The organism is Dyella sp. 2HG41-7 (assembly GCF_021390675.1).
In the GTDB taxonomy this organism is placed as follows: Bacteria; Pseudomonadota; Gammaproteobacteria; order Xanthomonadales; family Rhodanobacteraceae; genus Dyella_B.
Genome location: NZ_JAJEJV010000004.1, coordinates 2,557,849 through 2,578,039, shown reverse-complemented (window position 1 = coordinate 2,578,039; position 20,191 = coordinate 2,557,849). Strand labels below are relative to the sequence as shown.

The 20,191-nt window shown below is 58.5% G+C and carries 14 protein-coding genes; 10 read left to right on the top strand and 4 right to left on the bottom strand.

The window, feature by feature from the left end; translation table 11 throughout:
• Window positions 1–32 precede the first annotated feature (32 nt).
• Entirely contained in the window at window positions 33–2,216 is a 2,184-nt protein-coding gene (locus L0U79_RS12850) for a family 43 glycosylhydrolase (protein WP_233842667.1), read from the top strand.
• Between the two features lie 79 nt (window positions 2,217–2,295).
• A complete protein-coding gene (locus L0U79_RS12845) occupies window positions 2,296–3,309 on the top strand; it encodes a sterol desaturase family protein (RefSeq protein WP_233842666.1) in 1,014 nt (337 codons plus the stop codon).
• A 6-nt stretch (window positions 3,310–3,315) separates the two neighbouring features.
• Here L0U79_RS12845 and L0U79_RS12840 read toward each other — a convergent pair whose 3' ends face one another.
• A complete protein-coding gene (locus L0U79_RS12840) occupies window positions 3,316–4,155 on the bottom strand; it encodes a CPBP family intramembrane glutamic endopeptidase (RefSeq protein WP_233842665.1) in 840 nt (279 codons plus the stop codon).
• A gap of 216 nt (window positions 4,156–4,371) precedes the next feature.
• On the opposite strand from L0U79_RS12840, the gene L0U79_RS12835 reads away from it, so the two are divergent.
• Window positions 4,372–5,184 carry a sulfotransferase gene (locus L0U79_RS12835; protein ID WP_233842664.1) on the top strand — a complete coding sequence of 271 codons (813 nt, stop codon included), beginning with the start codon at window positions 4,372–4,374 and terminating at the stop codon, window positions 5,182–5,184.
• Window positions 5,185–5,447: 263 nt separating this feature from the next.
• Window positions 5,448–11,432: an autotransporter-associated beta strand repeat-containing protein gene (locus L0U79_RS12820; RefSeq protein WP_304488655.1), complete on the top strand. Its 5,985-nt coding sequence runs from the start codon at window positions 5,448–5,450 to the stop codon at window positions 11,430–11,432.
• A gap of 24 nt (window positions 11,433–11,456) precedes the next feature.
• On the opposite strand, the gene L0U79_RS12815 is transcribed toward L0U79_RS12820, so the two are convergent.
• The 3 genes from L0U79_RS12815 to L0U79_RS12805 form a co-directional block, all read right to left on the bottom strand.
• Window positions 11,457–12,005, bottom strand: a complete 549-nt coding sequence (locus L0U79_RS12815) for a hypothetical protein (protein ID WP_233842663.1) — start codon at window positions 12,003–12,005, stop codon at window positions 11,457–11,459.
• 96 nt (window positions 12,006–12,101) lie between these two features.
• On the bottom strand, window positions 12,102–13,346 hold the full coding sequence (locus L0U79_RS12810; protein ID WP_345778434.1) for an NnrS family protein: 1,245 nt from the start codon (window positions 13,344–13,346) through the stop codon (window positions 12,102–12,104).
• Between the two features lie 33 nt (window positions 13,347–13,379).
• Window positions 13,380–14,141 (bottom strand): helix-turn-helix domain-containing protein, encoded by a 762-nt coding sequence (locus L0U79_RS12805; RefSeq protein WP_233842662.1) that lies wholly within the window; start codon window positions 14,139–14,141, stop codon window positions 13,380–13,382.
• 703 nt (window positions 14,142–14,844) lie between these two features.
• On the opposite strand from L0U79_RS12805, the gene L0U79_RS12800 reads away from it, so the two are divergent.
• The 6 genes from L0U79_RS12800 to L0U79_RS12775 are packed head-to-tail and all read left to right on the top strand — an operon-like array spanning window position 14,845 to window position 20,044.
• Complete coding sequence (locus tag L0U79_RS12800) at window positions 14,845–15,600, top strand: c-type cytochrome (RefSeq protein ID WP_233842661.1); 756 nt, start codon at window positions 14,845–14,847, stop codon at window positions 15,598–15,600.
• Window positions 15,597–16,862 carry a c-type cytochrome gene (locus tag L0U79_RS12795; RefSeq protein WP_233842660.1) on the top strand — a complete coding sequence of 422 codons (1,266 nt, stop codon included), beginning with the start codon at window positions 15,597–15,599 and terminating at the stop codon, window positions 16,860–16,862. Before L0U79_RS12800 ends, L0U79_RS12795 begins: the two co-directional genes overlap by 4 nt.
• Window positions 16,863–16,879: 17 nt before the next feature.
• Window positions 16,880–17,053, top strand: coding sequence for a hypothetical protein (locus tag L0U79_RS12790; protein ID WP_233842659.1), 174 nt, complete (start codon window positions 16,880–16,882; stop codon window positions 17,051–17,053).
• A 12-nt stretch (window positions 17,054–17,065) separates the two neighbouring features.
• On the top strand, window positions 17,066–17,635 hold the full coding sequence (locus L0U79_RS12785) for a hypothetical protein (RefSeq protein WP_233842658.1): 570 nt from the start codon (window positions 17,066–17,068) through the stop codon (window positions 17,633–17,635).
• Entirely contained in the window at window positions 17,625–19,250 is a 1,626-nt protein-coding gene (locus L0U79_RS12780; RefSeq protein WP_233842657.1) for a b(o/a)3-type cytochrome-c oxidase subunit 1, read from the top strand. The genes L0U79_RS12785 and L0U79_RS12780 overlap by 11 nt, the downstream gene beginning before the upstream one ends.
• On the top strand, window positions 19,247–20,044 hold the full coding sequence (locus tag L0U79_RS12775) for a c-type cytochrome (protein ID WP_233842656.1): 798 nt from the start codon (window positions 19,247–19,249) through the stop codon (window positions 20,042–20,044). The genes L0U79_RS12780 and L0U79_RS12775 overlap by 4 nt, the downstream gene beginning before the upstream one ends.
• Window positions 20,045–20,191: the final 147 nt, after the last annotated feature.

The following is a 20,191-nucleotide window of genomic DNA, read 5'->3' as shown; positions in this document are numbered from 1 at the left end:
ATGACGTCGATATATTTCTGGAGGCTGGACGGATGCGTCAGCGGTTTCGACTCACGATTCGTGTATGGCTCGGTCTGGCCCTTTTTTCGACGCTGTGCGGCAACGCGGTAGCCGAGCAGCAATGGACCGCGGTTTGGAGCGCGGCGCCGCTGCGCAACCCGATTCAACCGAACGTCGAATTGCCGCAACCGCCAACCAATCAATCCATACACGCACAAACTGTGCGCGAATTTGTGCGTCTCGGCGCGGACGGAAGCTCGCTGCGCATTCATCTGGACAATCGCTACGGTGCAAATCCGGTGACGCTGCGGCACGTTACGCTTGCGCGTGGTGCGGGCGAGGATGGCGATGCTATCGATCCTTCTTCCACGGTACCGGTAACGTTCCACGGAATGAATCACGTGGTGCTGCCGGTGGGCGGTGTCGTCGAGAGCGATCCGGTCGCTTTTACGGGACATGCAGGCGAACGTATCGCTCTGAGCTTGTTCGTTCCTGATAGCGTGCAAGCGGCTTCGTGGCACGTCGATGCGCGCTATCGACAATTTCTTTCGGCCTCGGGCGATCACACCAAGGATGCAGTCTTTCAAGGTGCGGAACCGGTTGCCGGCTACGACTGGCTGACGCGCGTCGATGCGTTCGCCAAACCGAGCACGCACGCCATTGTTGCGTTAGGCGATTCGATTACGAATGGTTTTCGCGCCAGCGCGGGGCATGGCTATCCGGAGTTGCTCGCCGCGCGCCTTCGTGCGGCCGGCTGTGTCGATCCGGTTCTCAATGCCGGCATCGACGGTAATCAGGTGGCGGCGGGTTTGGGGAATTTTGGTCAGGGCGATCGCATGATCGATCGCTTGCCGTACGACGTGTTGAATGTCCCTGGTGCACGCTATTTGCTGGTGCTTGGCGGTATCAACGATGTCGGCGAACCAACTATCGCGGCGCGTAATGCCGGCAAACCGCTGCCGGACGCGGATGCGCTCGCACAGCCCGTTATCGCTGCGCTTGGACACATCGTGGAGCAGGCGAAGGCGCACGGGTTACACGTGTACGGTGCGACATTGCCGCCGTTCGGGGGAACTCAAGGCGCGTACTCGCAACAAAGCGAGCAGGCACGCCAGGCCATCAATGAATGGATACGACGTCAAGCGCCCTATGACGCGGTGATCGATTTCGATGCGGTGTTGCGTGACCCCTCGCATCCGGAACAAATGCTGCTGGCTTTCGATAGCGGGGATCACATTCATCCCAACGACGCCGGCTATCGGGCCATGGCCGAGGCGATTCCGCTGGCGCTGTTTCAGTGTTCGGCGAAAGCGGCACTCGGCGAAGCGCCGCTGTTGCCGTCGGGCCCGGATCCGTGGGTGACGCAACGCGATGGTGTTTATTACTACACCAGCACCGAAGGCAATCGCATTTCATTGCGTAAAACCACAGATATGACGCGGCTCGCCGATGCGCAGCCCGTTGTGGCGTGGCGCGCACCGGAGAGAGGTCCGAATTCCACGTCGATCTGGGCTCCTGAACTGCATTATTTGAGTAACAAGTGGTATCTCTATTATTCCGCCGCCGACAAAGCGCACGACGATGACGCGCATCGTCATGTATTTGTGTTGGAGAACGGTTCGCCCGATCCGACGCAAGGCCAGTGGCTGGACAAAGGCATGCTCAAAACGCATCTCACCGGCATCGACGGCACGGTGTTCGATCATGCGGGCAAGTTTTATTTCGTCTATTCCGCATATGTCGGCGATCACAGCGACTTGATCATCGCGCCGATGACCAATCCTTGGACGTTGGGCGAACCGCAAGTGGATATTGCGCATCCCACGTTCAGTTGGGAAATGCAGGGCGGTCGCAAAATCATGGAAGCGCCCGAATTTCTCGAAGGGCCGCGTGGTACGTTGTTCCTCACGTATTCGGCCAGTGCATGTTGGTCGGACGGCTATTCGCTGGGTCTTCTGCAAGCGAATCCCGACGCCGACCTGCTCGATCCCTCGGCATGGCGCAAATCGCCGACACCGGTGCTCACCAGTTCGACCAAGCTTGGTTTCTATGCGCCAGGACACAACGGTTTCTTCAAAACCCCCGATGGAAAGGATTGGATTCTTTTCCATGCCAATGGCGGCCCAGGCTGGAAATGCACGTCGCGACGCGCGCCGTACATCAAGCCGTTTCGCTGGGATGCGCAAGGGCGGCCCGATTTCATGACCGGCGCGTAGCTTGTGCTTGCACAAGCATTTAGATCGTGACAAATTGGCGCTTGTTGCGCCAATGCCGTCGCCGCAGCGGAGGGCTGCCGTGGATATTTTGATCTGGATTCACCACCAGCTCGCCGACTTTTTCGGCTTGGGGCCCGTGTTCGACATGTTCGCGTCGGGCAACTATCAAAAGCTGCTCACGGTGGACGGTTTCGGCAGCACGATCGCCCCAATCGTTCCACTGTTGCTGGTGGTCGAACTCCTGCGCGGCATCTTGCTTCGCAAAGTTAAACGCGAGGACTATCAGGTTCCGCTTTTGACGATGGTGTTGAATCGCATTATCGGCACCTTTCTCACCATCGCCATGGTTGGCTTCTGCATCGGGTTGTTCAACCGCCTTGCGCCGTTCCAGGCCGGGCTTACATGGTACGGACTGCTCTACGGCTATGTGGTGTGGGAGCTGGCTCATTTTGTCTATCACTTTCTGGCGCACAAGGTGCGCTTGCTGTGGTGTTTGCACTCGACTCACCATGCGCCTGTCGCGATGAACCTATCGGTGAATTTCGCGCATATTTTTCTGGAAGGTCCCTATGCCGATTTTGTTCGCACCAGCATTTGCATGCTGTTGGGGGTGAGTCCGCCGCTGCTGATTCTGATCATGATCATCGACAGCTTTTGGGGCAGTCTGATCCATGTAGGAGAGAATGTGCTCAAGGAAGGGAAGCTTGGCGTGTTTTATCGCGTGGTGCTGACGCCGTCGCACCATCGCGTCCACCACGCGCGCAACGTGCTTTATATGGACACCAACTTCTGCAACTTGCTGCCGATCTGGGATCGCATTTTCGGCACGTATATGGAAGTGCATGACAATGAGCGGATCGAATACGGCATCACGCGGCCGGTAAAGCCCTACAGCGTGCTGGACGCTTACTTGGGCGAATTTTGGTTGCTGGGGCGGGACGTATGGCTCGCGCCGGGAATCGGCAACAAGTTGCTGTACCTGGTGATGCCGCCCGGATGGAGCCATGACGGCAACCATCACACCGCCAAAGTCGCCAAGCAGGCGCTACAGATGCAGCAAGCATCTGGAACGCATGCCGAGGCCAGCATCTAGTCCTCGCTAACCCGCATTGGCACTGTTGCTGGCAAGCGAATTGGGCGAAACGTTGCGATAGCAGCGCGCGACAAGCGCTATTGGCAGCGCAACGGCAAGCATGATCAGCGCGTAGGCGACAAAGCCGCGTTCGTCGTGACGTGGCGAGCGATCTACGACGTTATACAGATTGAAGGCGAAATTGCTCGCCGTATGAAAGAGCAGGGCAATCAGAATGCTTTGGCGATTGCTTGCATAACCCCAGACAATCACGATGCGCAGCCCGATGGTAAAGACGATAAACGCCCAGAACGGCATAAACGACTGCGTCAGGCCGGGCGTGAAAAACAGCGGGATGTGCCAGCAACCCCAGATCACGCCCAACACTACGGCGGAGCGAAGCAAACTGCTGCGTTGCTGCAAGCGATCGATCGCGTAGGCCCAGCCGAATTCTTCGTTGACGGAACCGCCGAACAGGAACAGTTCCACATACAGTAGCGGAGCATGGCTTGGCTTTACCTGGAAGGCGAACGGCGGACCGCCGTGACTCGCCAGCCACCACATCGCAAGACCACCCACGACCGGCACAAGCAACATGGCGGCGAGAAAATAGACGGGCCCCATGCGATAGCGCAGGCTTCGTCCGGCGAATTCGCGCACTTCCGGCCAGCGCCCATCGCGAAAAGTCGCGACGAACGAAGCGATAAAAGGCCCAAAGGAGCCGGCGAACAGACACACCAATTGCGCACCTTGTCCCAGTTGCAAGACGCCGCGACTGGCCAGTATCGGAAAAAGCCAGAACACCCATGTAATAGCGAAGGCGAGCGCAAAGTAAAACCACGCCGGTGTGCGAAAAGACGTATGCATGGATGCGCCCTCTTTGCGTTGCTCGCGGACGTGCCCCTGGGCACGACGATGGCTTTCCAATGCAGCTTGTCCCTGCCAACGAAGGAAGACGACTGCCAAAAGACACTCCTGCCAAATGGCATGCCGTGACTTGGCTTCAAACGCATCGCAGATAATCACGCATAATCGTTCGTGTCGATGCAATTCATAAAATCAGCTACGGAAAAAGGGACACCCATGCGCCCCATGCATTTCATATCAGGCTTGCCACGATCCGGTTCCACATTGTTGGCGGCGCTACTGCGACAGAATCCCCGGTTTTACGCGAATATGAGCGGCCCGCTCTCAGGCATGGTCAACGCCATGTTGGGCGAGATGAGCGATCGCAACGAGTTTTCGGTATTCATTACCGATCAGCAACGGCGGCGCGTGCTGCAAAATCTGTTCGAGAGCTATTACGGTCCGGAATACACCGCCGAGGTCGTCTTCGATACCAGTCGCATATGGTGTTCGAAATTGCCGGTGTTATGCGGGCTTTTTCCGAGCGTGAAAATGATCGCCTGCGTGCGTCACGTATCGTGGGTGATCGACAGCGTGGAGCGTTTGGTCCGCAATAACGCACTGCGCCCGTCCTCCATTTTCAGTTACCAAACGGGAGGCACCGTTTATACCAGGGCCGAAGGACTCGCCAACGGCGACGGCATGGTGGGATACGCATATAACGCGTTGAAGGAAGCCTTTTACGGAGAACATGCGCAGCATTTAATGCTGCTGCAATACGAGACGTTGGTGCGAGATCCAGCCAGGGCGATGGCGGCCGTTTACGACTTCATCGGCGAGCCGGCTTTCAAGCACGATTTCGACAGCGTGCAATTCGACGCCGACGAGTTCGACGCGCGCGCCGGTACGCCGGGATTGCACGCAATCGGCAAAAAAATCGTGGCGCAGGAACGCACGACCGTGCTGCCGCCGGATGTCTTTCGGCGATTCGAAAACGACGCGTTCTGGTTGAATGCGCAGGCGAATCCGCAGTCGGTGCGAGTGGTGTAATCGTTCTCAGCGCACGGGCAAGCGGTTGATGGCGTTGCGATGCGTGCTACCCGACGAAAAATGGTTGATGGCGTCTCCGAACTGGATCACGATAGTTGGAGGGGCGCAGACGCATAGCTCGAGCGACGCACATACGCTGACGAACGTTGGCGCGCGAGAGCGTTTCGCTTCAGGGGTTTTATCGGCGGCATCGAATGGCCGCGAATTTCAGTCGCGATCGCTTCTTGCCCGAAGCGATTCGGCGCGCTGCAGGGGAAAATCGAATGAACCGCATTTATCGACTCGTTTGGAATCGGTCGCTGGCTGTCGTGCAGGTGACTTCCGAGCTTTCGCACGCGCCAAGTTCGCCCTCCGGGAAATCCGCCACGCGCGCGCTGCGACGTCATCCGCTTGCGCTGGCGATCGCCACCTTGGCATTCGCCTTTGTGAGCCTGCCTGTGTGGAGTCAAACCTGCACGCCCGCCAATCCATCCGGTTGCGGCGCGGCGGGTGGTGTTGGCGGTCGTCCCGGTCGCAGTCCTGATGGCGGCGCGGGCAACGGCGTCGGCGGCGATGCGATCGTATGGAACCCAAACACCAGCGAAAGTGCCGGCAATACCGCTACCAACGGCGTCGGCGGCAGTGGCGCAAACGGCGTCTTCCATGTGGGTGCGACAAATATCACGGCAAACGGTGGGGCCGGCGGTGGGGTGGGCGCGACAGGTTCGACGGGTGTCGGGGCATCGGTAACCGGCGGCACCGGAGGGGCGGGCCAAGCGGAGTCCGGGTCGAGCATCGTGGGTGGCGGTGGCGGTGGCGGCGGCGCCGGCGTTTACATCAATGATGCCAACTCGGCGCCGATTGTTGGAAGCACGACCACCATCGCTGGCGGTACGGGTGGCAGGGGCGGCGACGCGACAGCCACGGTGTCGAATGGCAACGCGACGAATGGCGATCCTGGTGGTGGCGGCGGCGGCGGCGCGGGCGTGATCATTGCTGCAGGTGCCGGCGGCGTCTCCCTGATCAATAACGGCAGAATGCTGGGTGGCGCGGGCGGCAATGGCGGCAATGGCGGTTATGCCGGTAGCGGCGGCGGCGGTGGCGATGGTCTGCTGGTGCTCGGCGCCGGTACCGCTGTTACCAATAACACCACCGGTTCGATTATCGGCGGACTTGGTGGTAATCCAGGCATTTATCAGGACGGTGGAAATCTACCTGGTGGCTACGGCGGTGGCGGTGCTGGCGTCAATCTTGTTGGTGCAGGTTCGTCGCTTGAAAACGCGGGCACGATTCTCGGCGGCAACGCCAACACGGTTTCTCCGATTCCCAGTGCGCAAGATGGCCAGCCAGGTGTCGGTGTGCGGGGGTGGGGCGGCGTTACCGTTATCACCGACGGCACCATTGACGGCGGCAACAATGGCGACGTGCAGGCGGACTCGGTGCTGTTTTCCGGCGGCGGCAACCAGATCGTTTTGCTATCGGGCGCCTCCTTCGTCGGCAACATTCAGAGCATCAGCGGTTCGACGAATGGCGGCGACATTTTTACGCTCGCCGGTGACGTCAATGGATCGCTCAATGCCGGACTGATCGTTGGGTTTCTCAGCAATACTAAAACAGGCAACAGCAACTGGACGCTGACTGGCGTCGGTAATGCCGGCATCAATTGGACGATCCAGCAAGGCGAGCTGACGGGCACCAGCAGTGCGTTCGACGGCAGCCTGACATTTGTAAGCAATGGTATCGGCACGCCAGCGGTGGATTTCAATCAGACGTCCATTGGCAGCTACAGCAGCACGATCAGCGGTGCGGGCCACCTCATCAAAGACGGTACCGGTTCGCTGACGCTTTCCGGCGACCTGTCCACATTCAGCGGCGCGTTCACGATCAACCAGGGCTCGGTATTGGTGACCGGCACCGGCACTATGCAAGGCGCCGACGTTTCCGATGGCGGTACGTTTGATATCAGCGGCACCAGCGGCGCTACGGGAACCATTGCCGGCCTTTCCGGCAGCGGTAACGTGACGCTCGGCGCGCATACGCTGGTGATCGACAGCGCCGCCAACGACAATTTCAGCGGCGCGATCAGCGGCAATGGCGGCGTTACGCTTAACGGCGGCACGCAGGCATTTTCCGGCAATAACGCTTATCTTGGCGGCACGACCATCAACGGCGGAACACTGCTGGTGTCGGCCGACGCCAACCTCGGCAACGCTAGCGGTGCGGTGACACTCGATGGCGGCGTGTTGGAAACGACCGCCGTTTTTACCACGGCGCGCAGCTTTTCCCTGGCCAACAGCACCGGCGGGACGATACAGGACGATGCCAATTTCACCATCACTGGCAACGTGACCGGTACTGGCCGACTTACCAAAACAGGCACGGGCACGCTGATACTCGCGGGCGCCAACTCCTACACCGGCGGCACCACCATCAGCGCGGGCACACTGCAAGGCGACACGACAAGCCTGCAAGGCAACATTCTCGACAACGCCGCCTTGGTATTCAATCAAGCCACCAACGGAGCTTACGGTGGCGTGATCTCCGGCAGCGGTTCGGTGATCAAGAACGGCACGGGTACGGTCACGCTCAGCGGCGTCGATACGTATAACGGCGGTACGACCATCAACGCTGGCACGTTGCAGGGCAATACCACCAGCTTGCAGGGCAACATCCTCGACAACGCCGCATTGGTATTCAATCAAACCAGCACCGGTCTTTATTCAGGCGTGATCTCGGGCAGCGGTACGCTGACGTCGGCCGGTACGGGGACGCTGATACTCGATGGCGCCAATACTTATAGCGGTCTGACTTCCGTCGCGTCCGGCTCCACGTTGTTGATCGGCGACAGCACGCACACCACGGCGACCGTAGGCGGCGACGTGAGCGTCAACGGCGGCATGCTCGGCGGTTACGGCACGGTCCAGGGTAGTGTCGTGTTGTCCAACGGCGCCGCGCTTGCGGCAGGGAGCGCGGGCGCCATCGGCACGTTGACGATCAACGGCGATCTTACGGTCGGCAACGGCTCGCAACTCGATTTCGATTTCGGTGCGCCGGGTCCTAACTTCAGCACCCCAGGACAAAGCGATCACGTGGTGGTGGACGGCAATTTGTCGATCGGCAGTTCCACGCTCAACGTCAACAACGTCGGCAGCATGGGGCCGGGGTTGTATAACCTTTTCACTTGGGGCGGCACGTTGAGCATCACCGGTGGCGGTTTTGCGCCGCCCAGCGGCATGTCGTTGCAGATTCTCACTGTCAACAAACAGATCAATCTGGTCGACACGCAAAACCTCACGCTGGACGAATGGGATGCGAACGGATTAGCTGGCCCCGGTGTCATGGGCGGCGGTAGCGGTACGTGGTCGGTGACGTCCAACACCTGGTCCGACACCACCGGTCAATTCGTCGGGCCGATGTCGCCGCAACCCGGTTTTGCGATCTTCGGCGGCGCATCGGGCACGGTGACGGTTGACGATAGCAGTGGCAGCGTCGGCGCCACGGGCATGCAGTTTGTCAGCGATGGTTATCACCTTACCGGTGGCGCCATCGATCTTGTCGGGCAGGGCGGCGTTGCGCCGGTGCTTCGCGTTAGCAGTGGCGACACTGCCATCATCGACAATGAACTGGACGGTACCTCCGGCTTCAACAAAACGGATGGCGGCACGCTCGTGCTCACCGGGACCAACCTGTACACCGGTACGACCACGCTAAGCGGCGGCTATTTGTCGGTGTCTTCGGACGCAAATTTGGGTGCGAGCGGCAATCCGCTGGATTTCGAAGGCGGCACGCTCGAAATCACCGGCACCAGTTTCAGCCAGACGGCGCGCAACATTACGTGGGGTGCTCCGGGCGGCGGTTTCGATATCGACGATGCCGCCAATACGTTTACGGTGTCGCAGGCGCTTGGCGGTGCGGGCGGGTTGCTAAAGAGCGGCGCGGGCACGCTCGTGCTTGTCGGCAACAATACTTACACCGGCGACACCATCATCAGCGGCGGCACGCTGCAACTTGGCAATGGCGGCACGGCAGGCGCGATCACGGGCAATGTCGTGCTTGGCGGCGGCAATTCGACGTTGATCTTCGATCACTCAGGCACCGACTTCTTCTATGGAAACATTTCGGGCAGCGGCTCGCTGATCGATAAGGACCACACGCTCGCATTAGCCGGTAACAACACGTTTACGGGCACGACCTATGTCGTTGGTGCGCCGGGTTCTGTATTAGAAATAGGAATGGGTGGCCCAGGCGGCAGCCTCGCAAGCTCCGTATACATTGGCGCGGGCAATAAACTTGCCATCTCGCCAGGCCAACACTTCGGCGCTGTAATGCCAGGAGTTATCAGCGGACCGGGTGCGTTCGACCAGGTGTCCGGCACGACGATCCTTACCAATGACAACACCTACACGGGTGGTACGACCATCGATGGCGGCACACTGCAGCTAGGCGAAAACGGCACGACCGGTTCTATTGCCGGAAACGTTGCGATCAATAGCGCAGGTACCTTGAGCTTTTCGCATTCCGGCAGCGAAACCTTTTCCGGTTCACTCTCGGGCAACGGTAACTTGAATGATTTCGATTCAGGCACGCTTACATTGACGGGCAATAATTCGTTCAATGGAACGACGACCGTCATCTCCGGTACGTTGCAATTAGGAGACGGCGGCACAACAGGAAATATCGCAGGCCCGATTCAACTCCGGTCGGGCACCGCGTTGGTGATCGACCAATCCGGCATCACCAACCAGAACAGCATCATCAGCGGCAACGGCAGCCTGACAAAATTGGGGTTGGGCACGTTGATTATGGATGCTGTCAATACCTATACCGGCGGCACCACGATCAGCGCCGGTACACTGGAAGTGGGCGACAGCAATACACCCAATGCATCGATCGAAGGCGCCGTCGACGTGCAAAACGGCGGCACCTTGCGCGGTCATGGCACAGTCGCAGGCAACGTCACCAATGACGGCATCGTATGGCCGGGCGGCTCGATGGGCACGTTGACCATTCAAGGCAACTACACGCAAAACGCCGATGGCACGTTGCAGCTCGATGTGACGCCGACGCAATCCTCGATGCTTAAAGTCACCGGCAACGCGAGCCTCAACGGCACGCTCGATCTTATTTTCGCACCGGGTACTTACAACAATAGCAAGATCGACCTTGTGCAAGCCGGTTCGGTGATGGGCACGTTCAAGACCGTCAACGGCACCGTGCCTGGGTCGCTCAATTCGCAGGTCAGCTATGACGCTAGCAGCGTCGCGCTGGTGCTGGCGCAGCAATCGGTCACGCCGCTCGGCGGCAGTCTCTTCGGCAATCAGATGCGCAGTGTCGACGTCGAAAATCAGCAGGACATGAACGCCGTTCTCGATGTTGCAATGATACCGCGCGGCACCCAATGCGACGGCGATCGCGCGCCGTCGATGCAGAACGTGACGGCGGCGTGCGGTAGCGGCGCATGGGCGCAATACTCCGGTTCAAACATTGTGTTGGACGGTTCCAACGGATCGAACGGCACTGCCTTCGGTTTCGTTGGAGGCGCCGACTATGAAGTGGGCGATGTCGTTCACGTTGGCCTTGAAGCGGGTGTCGACGAGTTGAACGGTAACAACCGCCAAGGTGGCAACAGTCGCGTCGACAGTGCGCACGGTGGTTTCTACGCCTATGCCGATGCCGGCCCGGCCGTGCTGTCGGCCCTCGTCGACACGACGCACAGCGATTACCACTTCAATCGCGCCACCGGCATTGGCATGGCGACGTCGACGCCGGGCGGCAACCTGTTGTCGGCGGCCATGCAGGCAGCGTGGCCGTTGCAAGTATCGCAATGGCAACTGACGCCCGAAGTCGGCGCGCTGTATCAAAAGCAGACGTTGAGCGGCTTTGCGGAAACGATCAACAGCACCAACCAAAATGCCGCGAGTTTTCCAGTCGATGGCATGCGCACGCGTTACACGGCCTTGCAGCCGTACGCCATCATGGCCATCGAGCGACACTTCGTGGCGCAAGGCGTGACGTATGTGCCCGAAGTGAGCCTGGGTTACCGCTACGACACGCACAGCATTGCAACGCCGACCGTACAAGTCAGCGCGCAAGATGGCACGGTGTTCGATTTGCCGGGCGCCACGCAGGGGCGGGGCATGGGCACCGCCAACGCACGTATCACGGCGGAGGCCGGCGCGTCATGGAGTTTGTATGTGGACTACCAGGGGTTTTTCGGTAGCCATCTGCAGGACAATGCTTTGAGCTTCGGATTCACCAAGCACTTTTAAAGTGCTTGGTGAAATCTTGGAAGCTCAAAGAAACTTGGCGAACGTATCGATGGGACGCACGTTCAAGGCGTCCATATCCCAGGCTAGCAAACGCGCAATGGCAAGCGTGTCTTGATTGATTTGCCGACGGTGCGCCGAGAACGAGCGCAGCATCCGGTCCTGCCATCGCGATTGCGCCTGGAGTTCGAACACAATCACCGTTGCCGCCAGACGCGTGAGATCGGACGTCATGCCGAGGTTGATTGCCGCACGCGCTACCGCCATTAGGCGATCGCGCGAAACCAGTTGGCTTACGCGTTTTTGGATGGAGAAACACGCCGAGCCGCGAAGATCGCCCGGTTCAAGCAACGCGTGGTAAAGCAACGCCTCCAAAACGCGCTCCACGCGACGCGCCAGGCGTTGCTCAAGCGGTTCTTGCTCCACCGCATTCACGCCGAAGGTTTTCACTTGGGCGGGCTGCGCTTGAAACGAAGGATCACTCAATGCTTGGGGGCGATTCCTGGCCGGTCTGAAGGGCACCACGTTGCTCGGGCTGCCGTCCTCCGTTTTGGCCAGGAGTTTGGTGGTCGTCATAGCGTTTTCCAGTCAGTCGGACGTGTTCTCTTACGTCCCTGGAAAGGCTATCGGCCATCGGTGGGGTCACTTGAATTTGGCTTTAAATCGGCCGACCTAGCCGGGTTTGCCGTCCGCGCGCGGCATCAGATAAATCCACAACGAACGCAGCACCCAAGGCAGAAATGCCACCAGCCAGCCGCATGCGGCAATCAGCAGCCAGGTAAGCTGATGGGCGCCGAACTCCGCGCGCACGCGCAAGACGACGACGATTTGCAACAACACGAAGCACAGCCAGGGTATAGCCGTCATTTGCAAAGGTCGCCCGGAGTGACCATGTGTTACACGCGTCACCATCGCCACTAACATCGATCCGAAATAGCCGATGGTCATGATGTGCAGCGGTGCATAACCGAGGATGGCTGTATGGCCGAACATCAACCATGCGCTTTGCACCGCATAAAGCACAAACGCAATGGGCAGCCATGCGAAAGAGAGATGCAACACGGCCAGCAAGCCCGGATGCGTGCTTTTCCACGGTTGCCATGCGCACGCATGCCAAGCGAAGACAAACGCCAACGGCGCGTCCGCAAGCCAACGCCACGCCTGGTGGCCGCGCAGCTCCAAAAACGTATGCGCCAAAAGCAACGCCCACACAAGCGGTATGCTCCATGCAGGGCGCCGCACGACGTAATTCGCCGCGACATTGCCACTGAAAAACGGAATCATGCGATGGCATACGGTGAAGTAGATGGGCAACAACAGGCCGAAAGTGCCCAGGTCGATTGCAATCGGCATAAGCACCGGCGAAGCGCCGAATAAATACGCCAGAAACATCAGCAGGCCTGCGGTACCTACAGTTAGTGCAACCATGCACGACCATGCATGGATAGGGCGTTGTTCGGCCGCGCGCAGCACGTTACCGAGGATCAAGAGAGTGGCAACATAGCCTGCCGCCATCACTTCGATACCGAGGCTCAACGCCCAAGGCCATCCAAGCAGTCCCGCATTCGCAATCAGATAGCCGCCGAATACCGCGCCGGCCACGGGGATGTAGTGCGCGCGCGACAGCGCCGGTCGATTCAACCAACGCGGAAACACCGTCAATAAAAAACCGAATATGAAAAGCGGAAGCATGCCGTATTGCGTCAATATGGCGTGCGCCGATACCGGTGAAATGGGTGGCGTGGGCCATCCGATCCAACCGAAACGCCAAGCGGCGAGCTGCAGCGCCCACCAGCTCATACTGGTCAATACGGCGAGCGCGCCGGCGAAGAACATCAGACGATGCGGTGCGGCGAACAAAGTTGGGAATGGCTCCGTCGACAAATCGACGGCGCGCGGCTGCGGGTCACGCATCATGGGAAATACCTGAAAACAAGGATTAAGCGGCCGTCACTTCGACAGCAGGCTGCGACCGATCGTGCGCAATTGCGCTGGGTTGCGCAGCACCAAGGTGCGACCATCGACATCGATTAACCCTTGCGTGCGAAAACGACTGAGTACGCGACTAACGGTCTCCGGAGCAAGCCGTAGATAATTGGCGATATCGCCGCGCGACATGCTCAATAGGAAATGCGTGCCGGAAAAACCGCGTGCGGCATAACGCTCGCCGAGGTCGACCATAAACGCCGCCATTCTTTCATCCGCACTGTGATCGCCCGCAAGCAGCGTGGCGTTACCAAGTTCCTTGCTGATCAGTCGAAACAAATGATGCTGGATGGCTGGAATGCGCGAGGCGAGCGCACTCATGGCTGGAAACGAAAAACGACAAAACTGCGCGTCCTCTAATGCGACGGCGTCGCACGGGAAATGGTCCGGGTAAATCGCATTGAGACCGATGACTTCGCCGGGTAAATAGAACCCGAGCACATGTTCGCGACCTTCCTCGTCGGTCAGACAGGTTTTTACGGTGCCGGCGCGTACCGCGAAAATCGCTCGGAACGGATCGCCGTTTCGAAAAATAGTTTCGCCTTCGTGATAGGGGCCGAAGTGCTCCACAAGACAATGCAACTGGGCAAGCTCTGGTTTGCCGTAACCTACCGCGAGGCATGCGCCGCTAAAAGCGCAGGTGTTGCAAAAATGCTCGGCATCGCCATCGTCGGCGATCGGATTGTACGTGTCGGGTGACCTGCCGGCTTTGTGTTCCGAACGCATGGGTTTGAATAAACCTGGGTCAGCGACGACTTTCATATGGTACGTGAATTGTTGGCGAAGTGTGGCTGACAACCGCATTAGGTCCCATGCGCATGGTGGTGGTGTTCAACAGATATCGGCGTCGCGGACGCGAGAATCGGTCGGAACAGATATACACGTAGCGAGATGATTCTCAGTGTGAAGGAACTGGCGGGGTGACCGCCTTGATCTAGATCAAGTGGTACGCGAGTGGTGCGGTCAAGGGCGATGCTTGCCATCACGGGCAAGAGAATGCCGCGCGCGGGTGAGCCCTACGCAAATCGGATCAGGCAGAACAATCCTGCTGCGATTTGAATAAAAGCGATCGGCGATTTCTGGATTCAAATGCGAGTCATGCTCATCGACGGATGAATCGTTTCACTTTCACGACGATGGCATAAAGGTTGCCGAACGCATTGAGTCGCATGCATTTGATTTGGATCAAGGCATGCCTCGAACGCCGATGATAAATTTGCGCCGAGGAATTTCGTTAAAAATACCGGTAAAAATCAGGGTGAATAAGGAGTCGGCGTTTTGCGCAATGTGATTTGGACGGCCGTAATCAGTCGATTCAATGCGCAGCTTTCGCCTTGCGACGGCGACCCGATCTTCGTATATTGCGGATTGGGCGATTTCACTGTTGGCGTTGGTCTCACCAATTCACCATTGGTAGAGGGTTGATCCCATGAGGAAGGTCGACTGTCGTTTCAGCGATTTTCTCGCAGCCTCCCGTCGCATCGCCGTCTTTGTCATGATCGCCGCTCTTTTTGCCGTCAGTGGCCGCCTCCAGGCGCAAGCGCAAAGCACCGTCACCGCATCCGATTCGACCGCTACGCGCGTTATGGCCTGCACCGCTTGTCACGGCGAGCAAGGGCGGGGCAGCGGCGACGATTATTTCCCGCGTCTGGCAGGAAAACCGCCCGGTTATTTGTATAACCAACTAGTCGCGTTTCGCGATGGCCAGCGCAAATATCCGCCCATGAATTATTTGCTGGCGTATTTGCCGGATACGTATTTGCGTGAAATGGCGGACTACTTTGCCGCGCAGCAAACACCTTTTCCTGCGATGCCGAAAACCAATGTGGGCGCACAAGTGCTGGCGTTAGGGAAAAAGCTGGTGCTGACCGGCGACGAGGCACGGCATATCCCCGCGTGCGTCGCCTGCCATGGTGTGTCATTGACAGGTGTTGCGCCCGATATTCCTGGCCTGCTCGGCCTGCACAGCAAGTACATCAGTGCCCAGCTCGGCGCCTCCCGTTATGGGACGCGCATTGCCAACAAACCTAACTGCATGCAGACACTGACGAGCCGGTTATCGGAGGCGGATATCACGGCGGCGTCAGCGTATCTTTCGTCGCTTCCCGCACCTGCGAATCCCGCTCCCGCCCCGGCCGGATCGTTGAAGCTGGCGCTTACCTGCGAAGGTACGGAGACGAAATGAGCAAGCTGTCGCCAATTTCGGAACGCCGCGCATTAGGTACGTTTGCGTTGCCATCGCTTCTTTGTTTCATGCTTGCGGTACAACCTGCGAAATCGCAGGACACGTCGACCGTTGCCCAAGGCGAGTACCTTGCGCGAGCGGGTGATTGCATCGCGTGCCATAGCAATCCGGGCGATAAGCCGTTTGCCGGCGGCCGAGCCATGGCGACGCCATTCGGCACGCTTTACTCGCCGAATATTTCGCCGGATGCGGCAACGGGCATAGGCGCCTGGAGCGCGGATGAGTTTTACGCGATGTTGCATACCGGGAAAACGCGATCCGGGGCGTTGCTCTATCCGGCGATGCCGTTTGCGGCCTATACCAAGGTAACGCGCGCGGATTCCGACGCCATTTTCGCGTATTTGAAAACCGTGCCGCCGGTGCATCAAGAAAATCACGAACAGGATTTGCGATTCCCTTACAACAATCGAAACCTGCTACTCGGCTGGCGCACGCTCTATTTTCAGGAGGGTGAATACAAGCCAGATTCCTCGAAATCGAGCGAATGGAACCGTGGCGCATACCTGGTGGAAGGGTTGGGACACTGTTCGATGTGTCACACCGCCATCAACGCACTGGGCGGCAGCTCGCAGGCGCAAGCGTTTCAGGGTGGCCTGATTCCGATGCAGGAATGGTATGCGCCATCGCTGACCTCCAATCGCGAAGCAGGGCTTGGCGACTGGAGCCTCAAGGATATTTCCGATCTTCTTCAAGCCGGTGTATCGACGCGAGGAGCGGTCTACGGGCCGATGGCGGAAGTCGTCTACAACAGTCTGCAGTATTTGTCGGACGCCGATATTCACGCCATGGCGGTATATCTCAAAGCGTTGCCATCCACGGGCGGCACCGCGCCGGCGACGGAAGCGCAAACGCAGGACAAGCTTCGTCTTTATCCCTTGGGTAAAAAAATCTACGCGGCGCAATGCGCGACGTGCCATGGAACGAATGGGGAAGGGCGCGGCTGGGATTTTCCACCGCTTGCCGGAAATCAGTCGATTCAGATGACCTCCTCGGTCAATCCGATTCGAATGGTGCTCAATGGGGGATATCCGCCAGGAACGATCCGCAATCCGAGGCCTTACGGCATGCCGCCGTTTGCGCAAACGTTGTCGGACGAAGAGGTTGCGGCGGTCGTGACCTACATTCGAACGGCGTGGGACAACCGCGGAACGGCTATCACAGCGCAGGATGTCAACGCATTGCGTTCGGCTCCACTCAATTAGCGAGGTGCGAGATACCGATGGTCGAGCATACGGACAAAAACGCACAGGCCGACGATGCGCGCGTCGAGGAGATTGTGCGCAGCGGGCCTCGCGGCGCGCTGATGGTCGCCGGTATCGCTGTGGCCATCGTGATAGCGCTGTGGTTTCTTTTCTACTTTTTGGTTTTTCTCCCGCGTGGCGTGATTCATTAAAAGGGAACGCTCATGGCCCAAACGTTTTCCGGAGAGTCGCACGATACCGCCGCACTGGCGGCGCGGATCGAGCGGCGATGGGCTTTTTCGGTGATCGCCATCATTGCATTGCTGGTTGCGGTCGTTATTTTTACCGGCCTGCATTGGGCGATGATGCCGCCCTCCCGCGTTGAGACGATCGATCCGTCGACCTTGCATGTGTCGGGCGAATTCGTCGAAAGCAACCTTGGGAGCGCCGTCGAACCCGACGGCTCGGTCACTGTGCGTTTGGTGGGCCAGCAATATTCGTTTACGCCGCAATGCATGGTGGTGCCGTCAAAGACGCCGATCGTCTTTCGCGCGACGAGTGCGGACGTGATTCACGGCATGCTGATTACCGGCACCAATATCAATTCGATGGTCGAGCCTGGTTACATCTCGACCTTCAAAACTGAATTTGAAACTACCGGTAATCATTTGATGCCTTGCCATGAGTATTGCGGCGTGGGTCATGAGGCGATGTGGGCGAATGTAAAGGTCGTCGATAAAGAGGCCTTTTTGAAAATGGCCAACAGCACGAGGAGACCCACTTGTGATCTTTAACAAGCGACTCGTCCTTGCTCATTTCTGGCTGGCATTTGCCGTCTTCGGCCTCGCCATTCTCCTTGGCGAGTGGCAGATGTTTATTCGCAGCCCCTTGCATGCCTGGTTGCACAACCCGGATATCTACTATCGATCCGTCACGGCGCACGGCACCGTTATGGGTTACGTCTTTCCGACGCTGGTCGCGATGGGATTCGGTTACGCCATTTGCGAGTTGGCGCTCAAGCAATCGCTGATCGGTGTGCGCTGGGCGTGGGCTGGCTTCTACATGATCATTGTGGGATCTGCTGCAGCCATAGTGCCTGTGGCCCTTGGCCTGGATTCGGTGCTCTATACGTTCTATCCGCCGATGATCGGTAACGCGTTCTACTACATCGGCGTGGTGCTGGTCGTGGTGGGATCGTGGATTTGGGTTGCGCTAATGGGCGTCAATCTCTACGCGTGGAAACGCGCCAATCCGGGTGCGCCTGTTCCACTTGCCATGTTCGCCAATGTGGCCGGCGCTTACCTTTGGGGTTGGACGGCGGTGGGCGCGGCGCTTGAGTTGCTGTTTCAAATATTGCCTGTCGCACTCGGCTTTTCGAGCACAATCAATGCGGGACTTTCGCGCGTCCTGTTTTCGTGGACGCTCCATGCCATCGTCTATTTTTGGCTGATGCCGGCTTACATTGCTTTTTATACGATCGTTCCGCGTGCGATCGGCGGCCGTCTTTACAGCGATACGATGGCTCGAATTTCGTTCGCATTGTTTCTGGTGTTTTCGATGCCTATCGGCATCCACCATTTGTTCGCCGATCCGCAGGTGGGTTCGGGTTTTAAATTTATCCACTCCGTATTTACGGCGATGGTGGCGATACCGACGCTGCTGACGGTTTTTACCATCTCCGCTTCCGTCGAAATCGCCGCCCGGTTGCGGGGTGGAAAGGGCGTATTCGGTTGGCTCAAGGCACTGCCTTGGGATCATCCGCAAATGCTGGCGCTGGCGTTCTCGCTGGTGATGTTGGGCTTCGGCGGCGCGGGCGGCTTGATCAATATGAGCTATCAGCTGGATTCGACCATTCACAATACGCAATGGGTAACGGGACATTTTCATCTGATTTTCGGCGGCGCGATCGTCATCATGTATTTCGCCATTGCCTATGATTTGTGGCCGCAGCTTACAGGGCGGGCGATGCGCGACCTCGGGCTGATTCGTGCACAATTGTGGCTATGGTTCATCGGCATGATCGTCACGACGTTCCCGTGGCACTACGTCGGCATACTCGGTATGCCGCGGCGCATGGCTTATTTCGATTACACAGCGCCTGGAATGTCCGTTGAAGGTATTTCGGTAATCATTTCGACATTTGGCGGCGCGTTGCTCGTCATTTCGGCTGCGTTGTTTCTTCTCGTGCTTATTCGCAACCATTCGACGGGCGCCGTTGAGACGCAGCCGTACACCTTCAGTCGAGCAGTTCACGAACCCACGTCGCTCCCGTTGGCCTTGAATGGCCTGGGACTTTGGGTGGCATTGATGATCGCGCTGACGATTACGAATTACGGCTATCCGATCATCCAGCTTTTGAATGCGCATGGAGGCAAGGTTCCCGCGGTATTTGTCGGAGCGGACCGATGACCGACCAACGGCAGCGTCTTGTATCGCTTCGAAATCCTTGGTTTACGGGGAGCGTCGGGGCGGTTCTCTTATTGTTTGTTTTTTCGGCCTTCGTGGGATTCGTTTGGCTGCCCTCGGCGCAAGACGATGCGTTATTCAAAGGTCTGTTGAATGCCATCTGCAGCGCTGCAGGGGCGCCCAGGGCTTGGCTGAGCGAAACAAGTCCGCCGGTTTTGCCGAAGTCGCCAGTATCGAGCGTGGTGCTGACGCCTAAAATGCTTGGCGGTCGATCCAACGGCACGGCTATCGGTAGGGGCGCGACGTTAGCGCTACGTTGCACCATGTGTCATGGCGCGCGTGGGGTGAGTGCGGCGAATACGCCGAATCTGGCGGGGCAATTCGCGCCTTCGATTTACAAAGAGCTTCGCGATTTCCAAAGCGGCGCGCGTACGAGCGCCGTGATGGCGCCGATGGTGGTCGGCCTCAGCGACCAGGATTTCCGCGACCTGTCGGCGTATTACGCATCGTTGCCGCGCGATCGCGCGCCAGACGCGAATCAGATGCCCGATATCGTCGCCACCGGTTCTCCGATGCGTAACATTGCCCCGTGCGGTTCCTGTCACGGCGACCTGGCGAGCAAGCTGGGCGCGCCGTGGCTTGGTCCGCAGCCTCGTGATTATTTAAAAAATCAGCTCGAATCTTTCGCGAGCGGCAGTCGCCACAATGACATCAGCGCTCAAATGCGAAATGTCGCGCGCCATATGACTGCGGATGAGATCGACGCGTCTGTGAGTTACTACGGGGGAAATAAATAGGTCTCCGAGGGCATCTTGGAGCCCGTTAGGCGGACATTGCTCGTGCGCCATTCTGGCGGGCCACCATTTTGGGCGATGCGATGCAGTGTGCGCTTCCGGTTTGTGGCAGGCTTATCGCCGAATACATGATCCGTATTCGCGAACCTG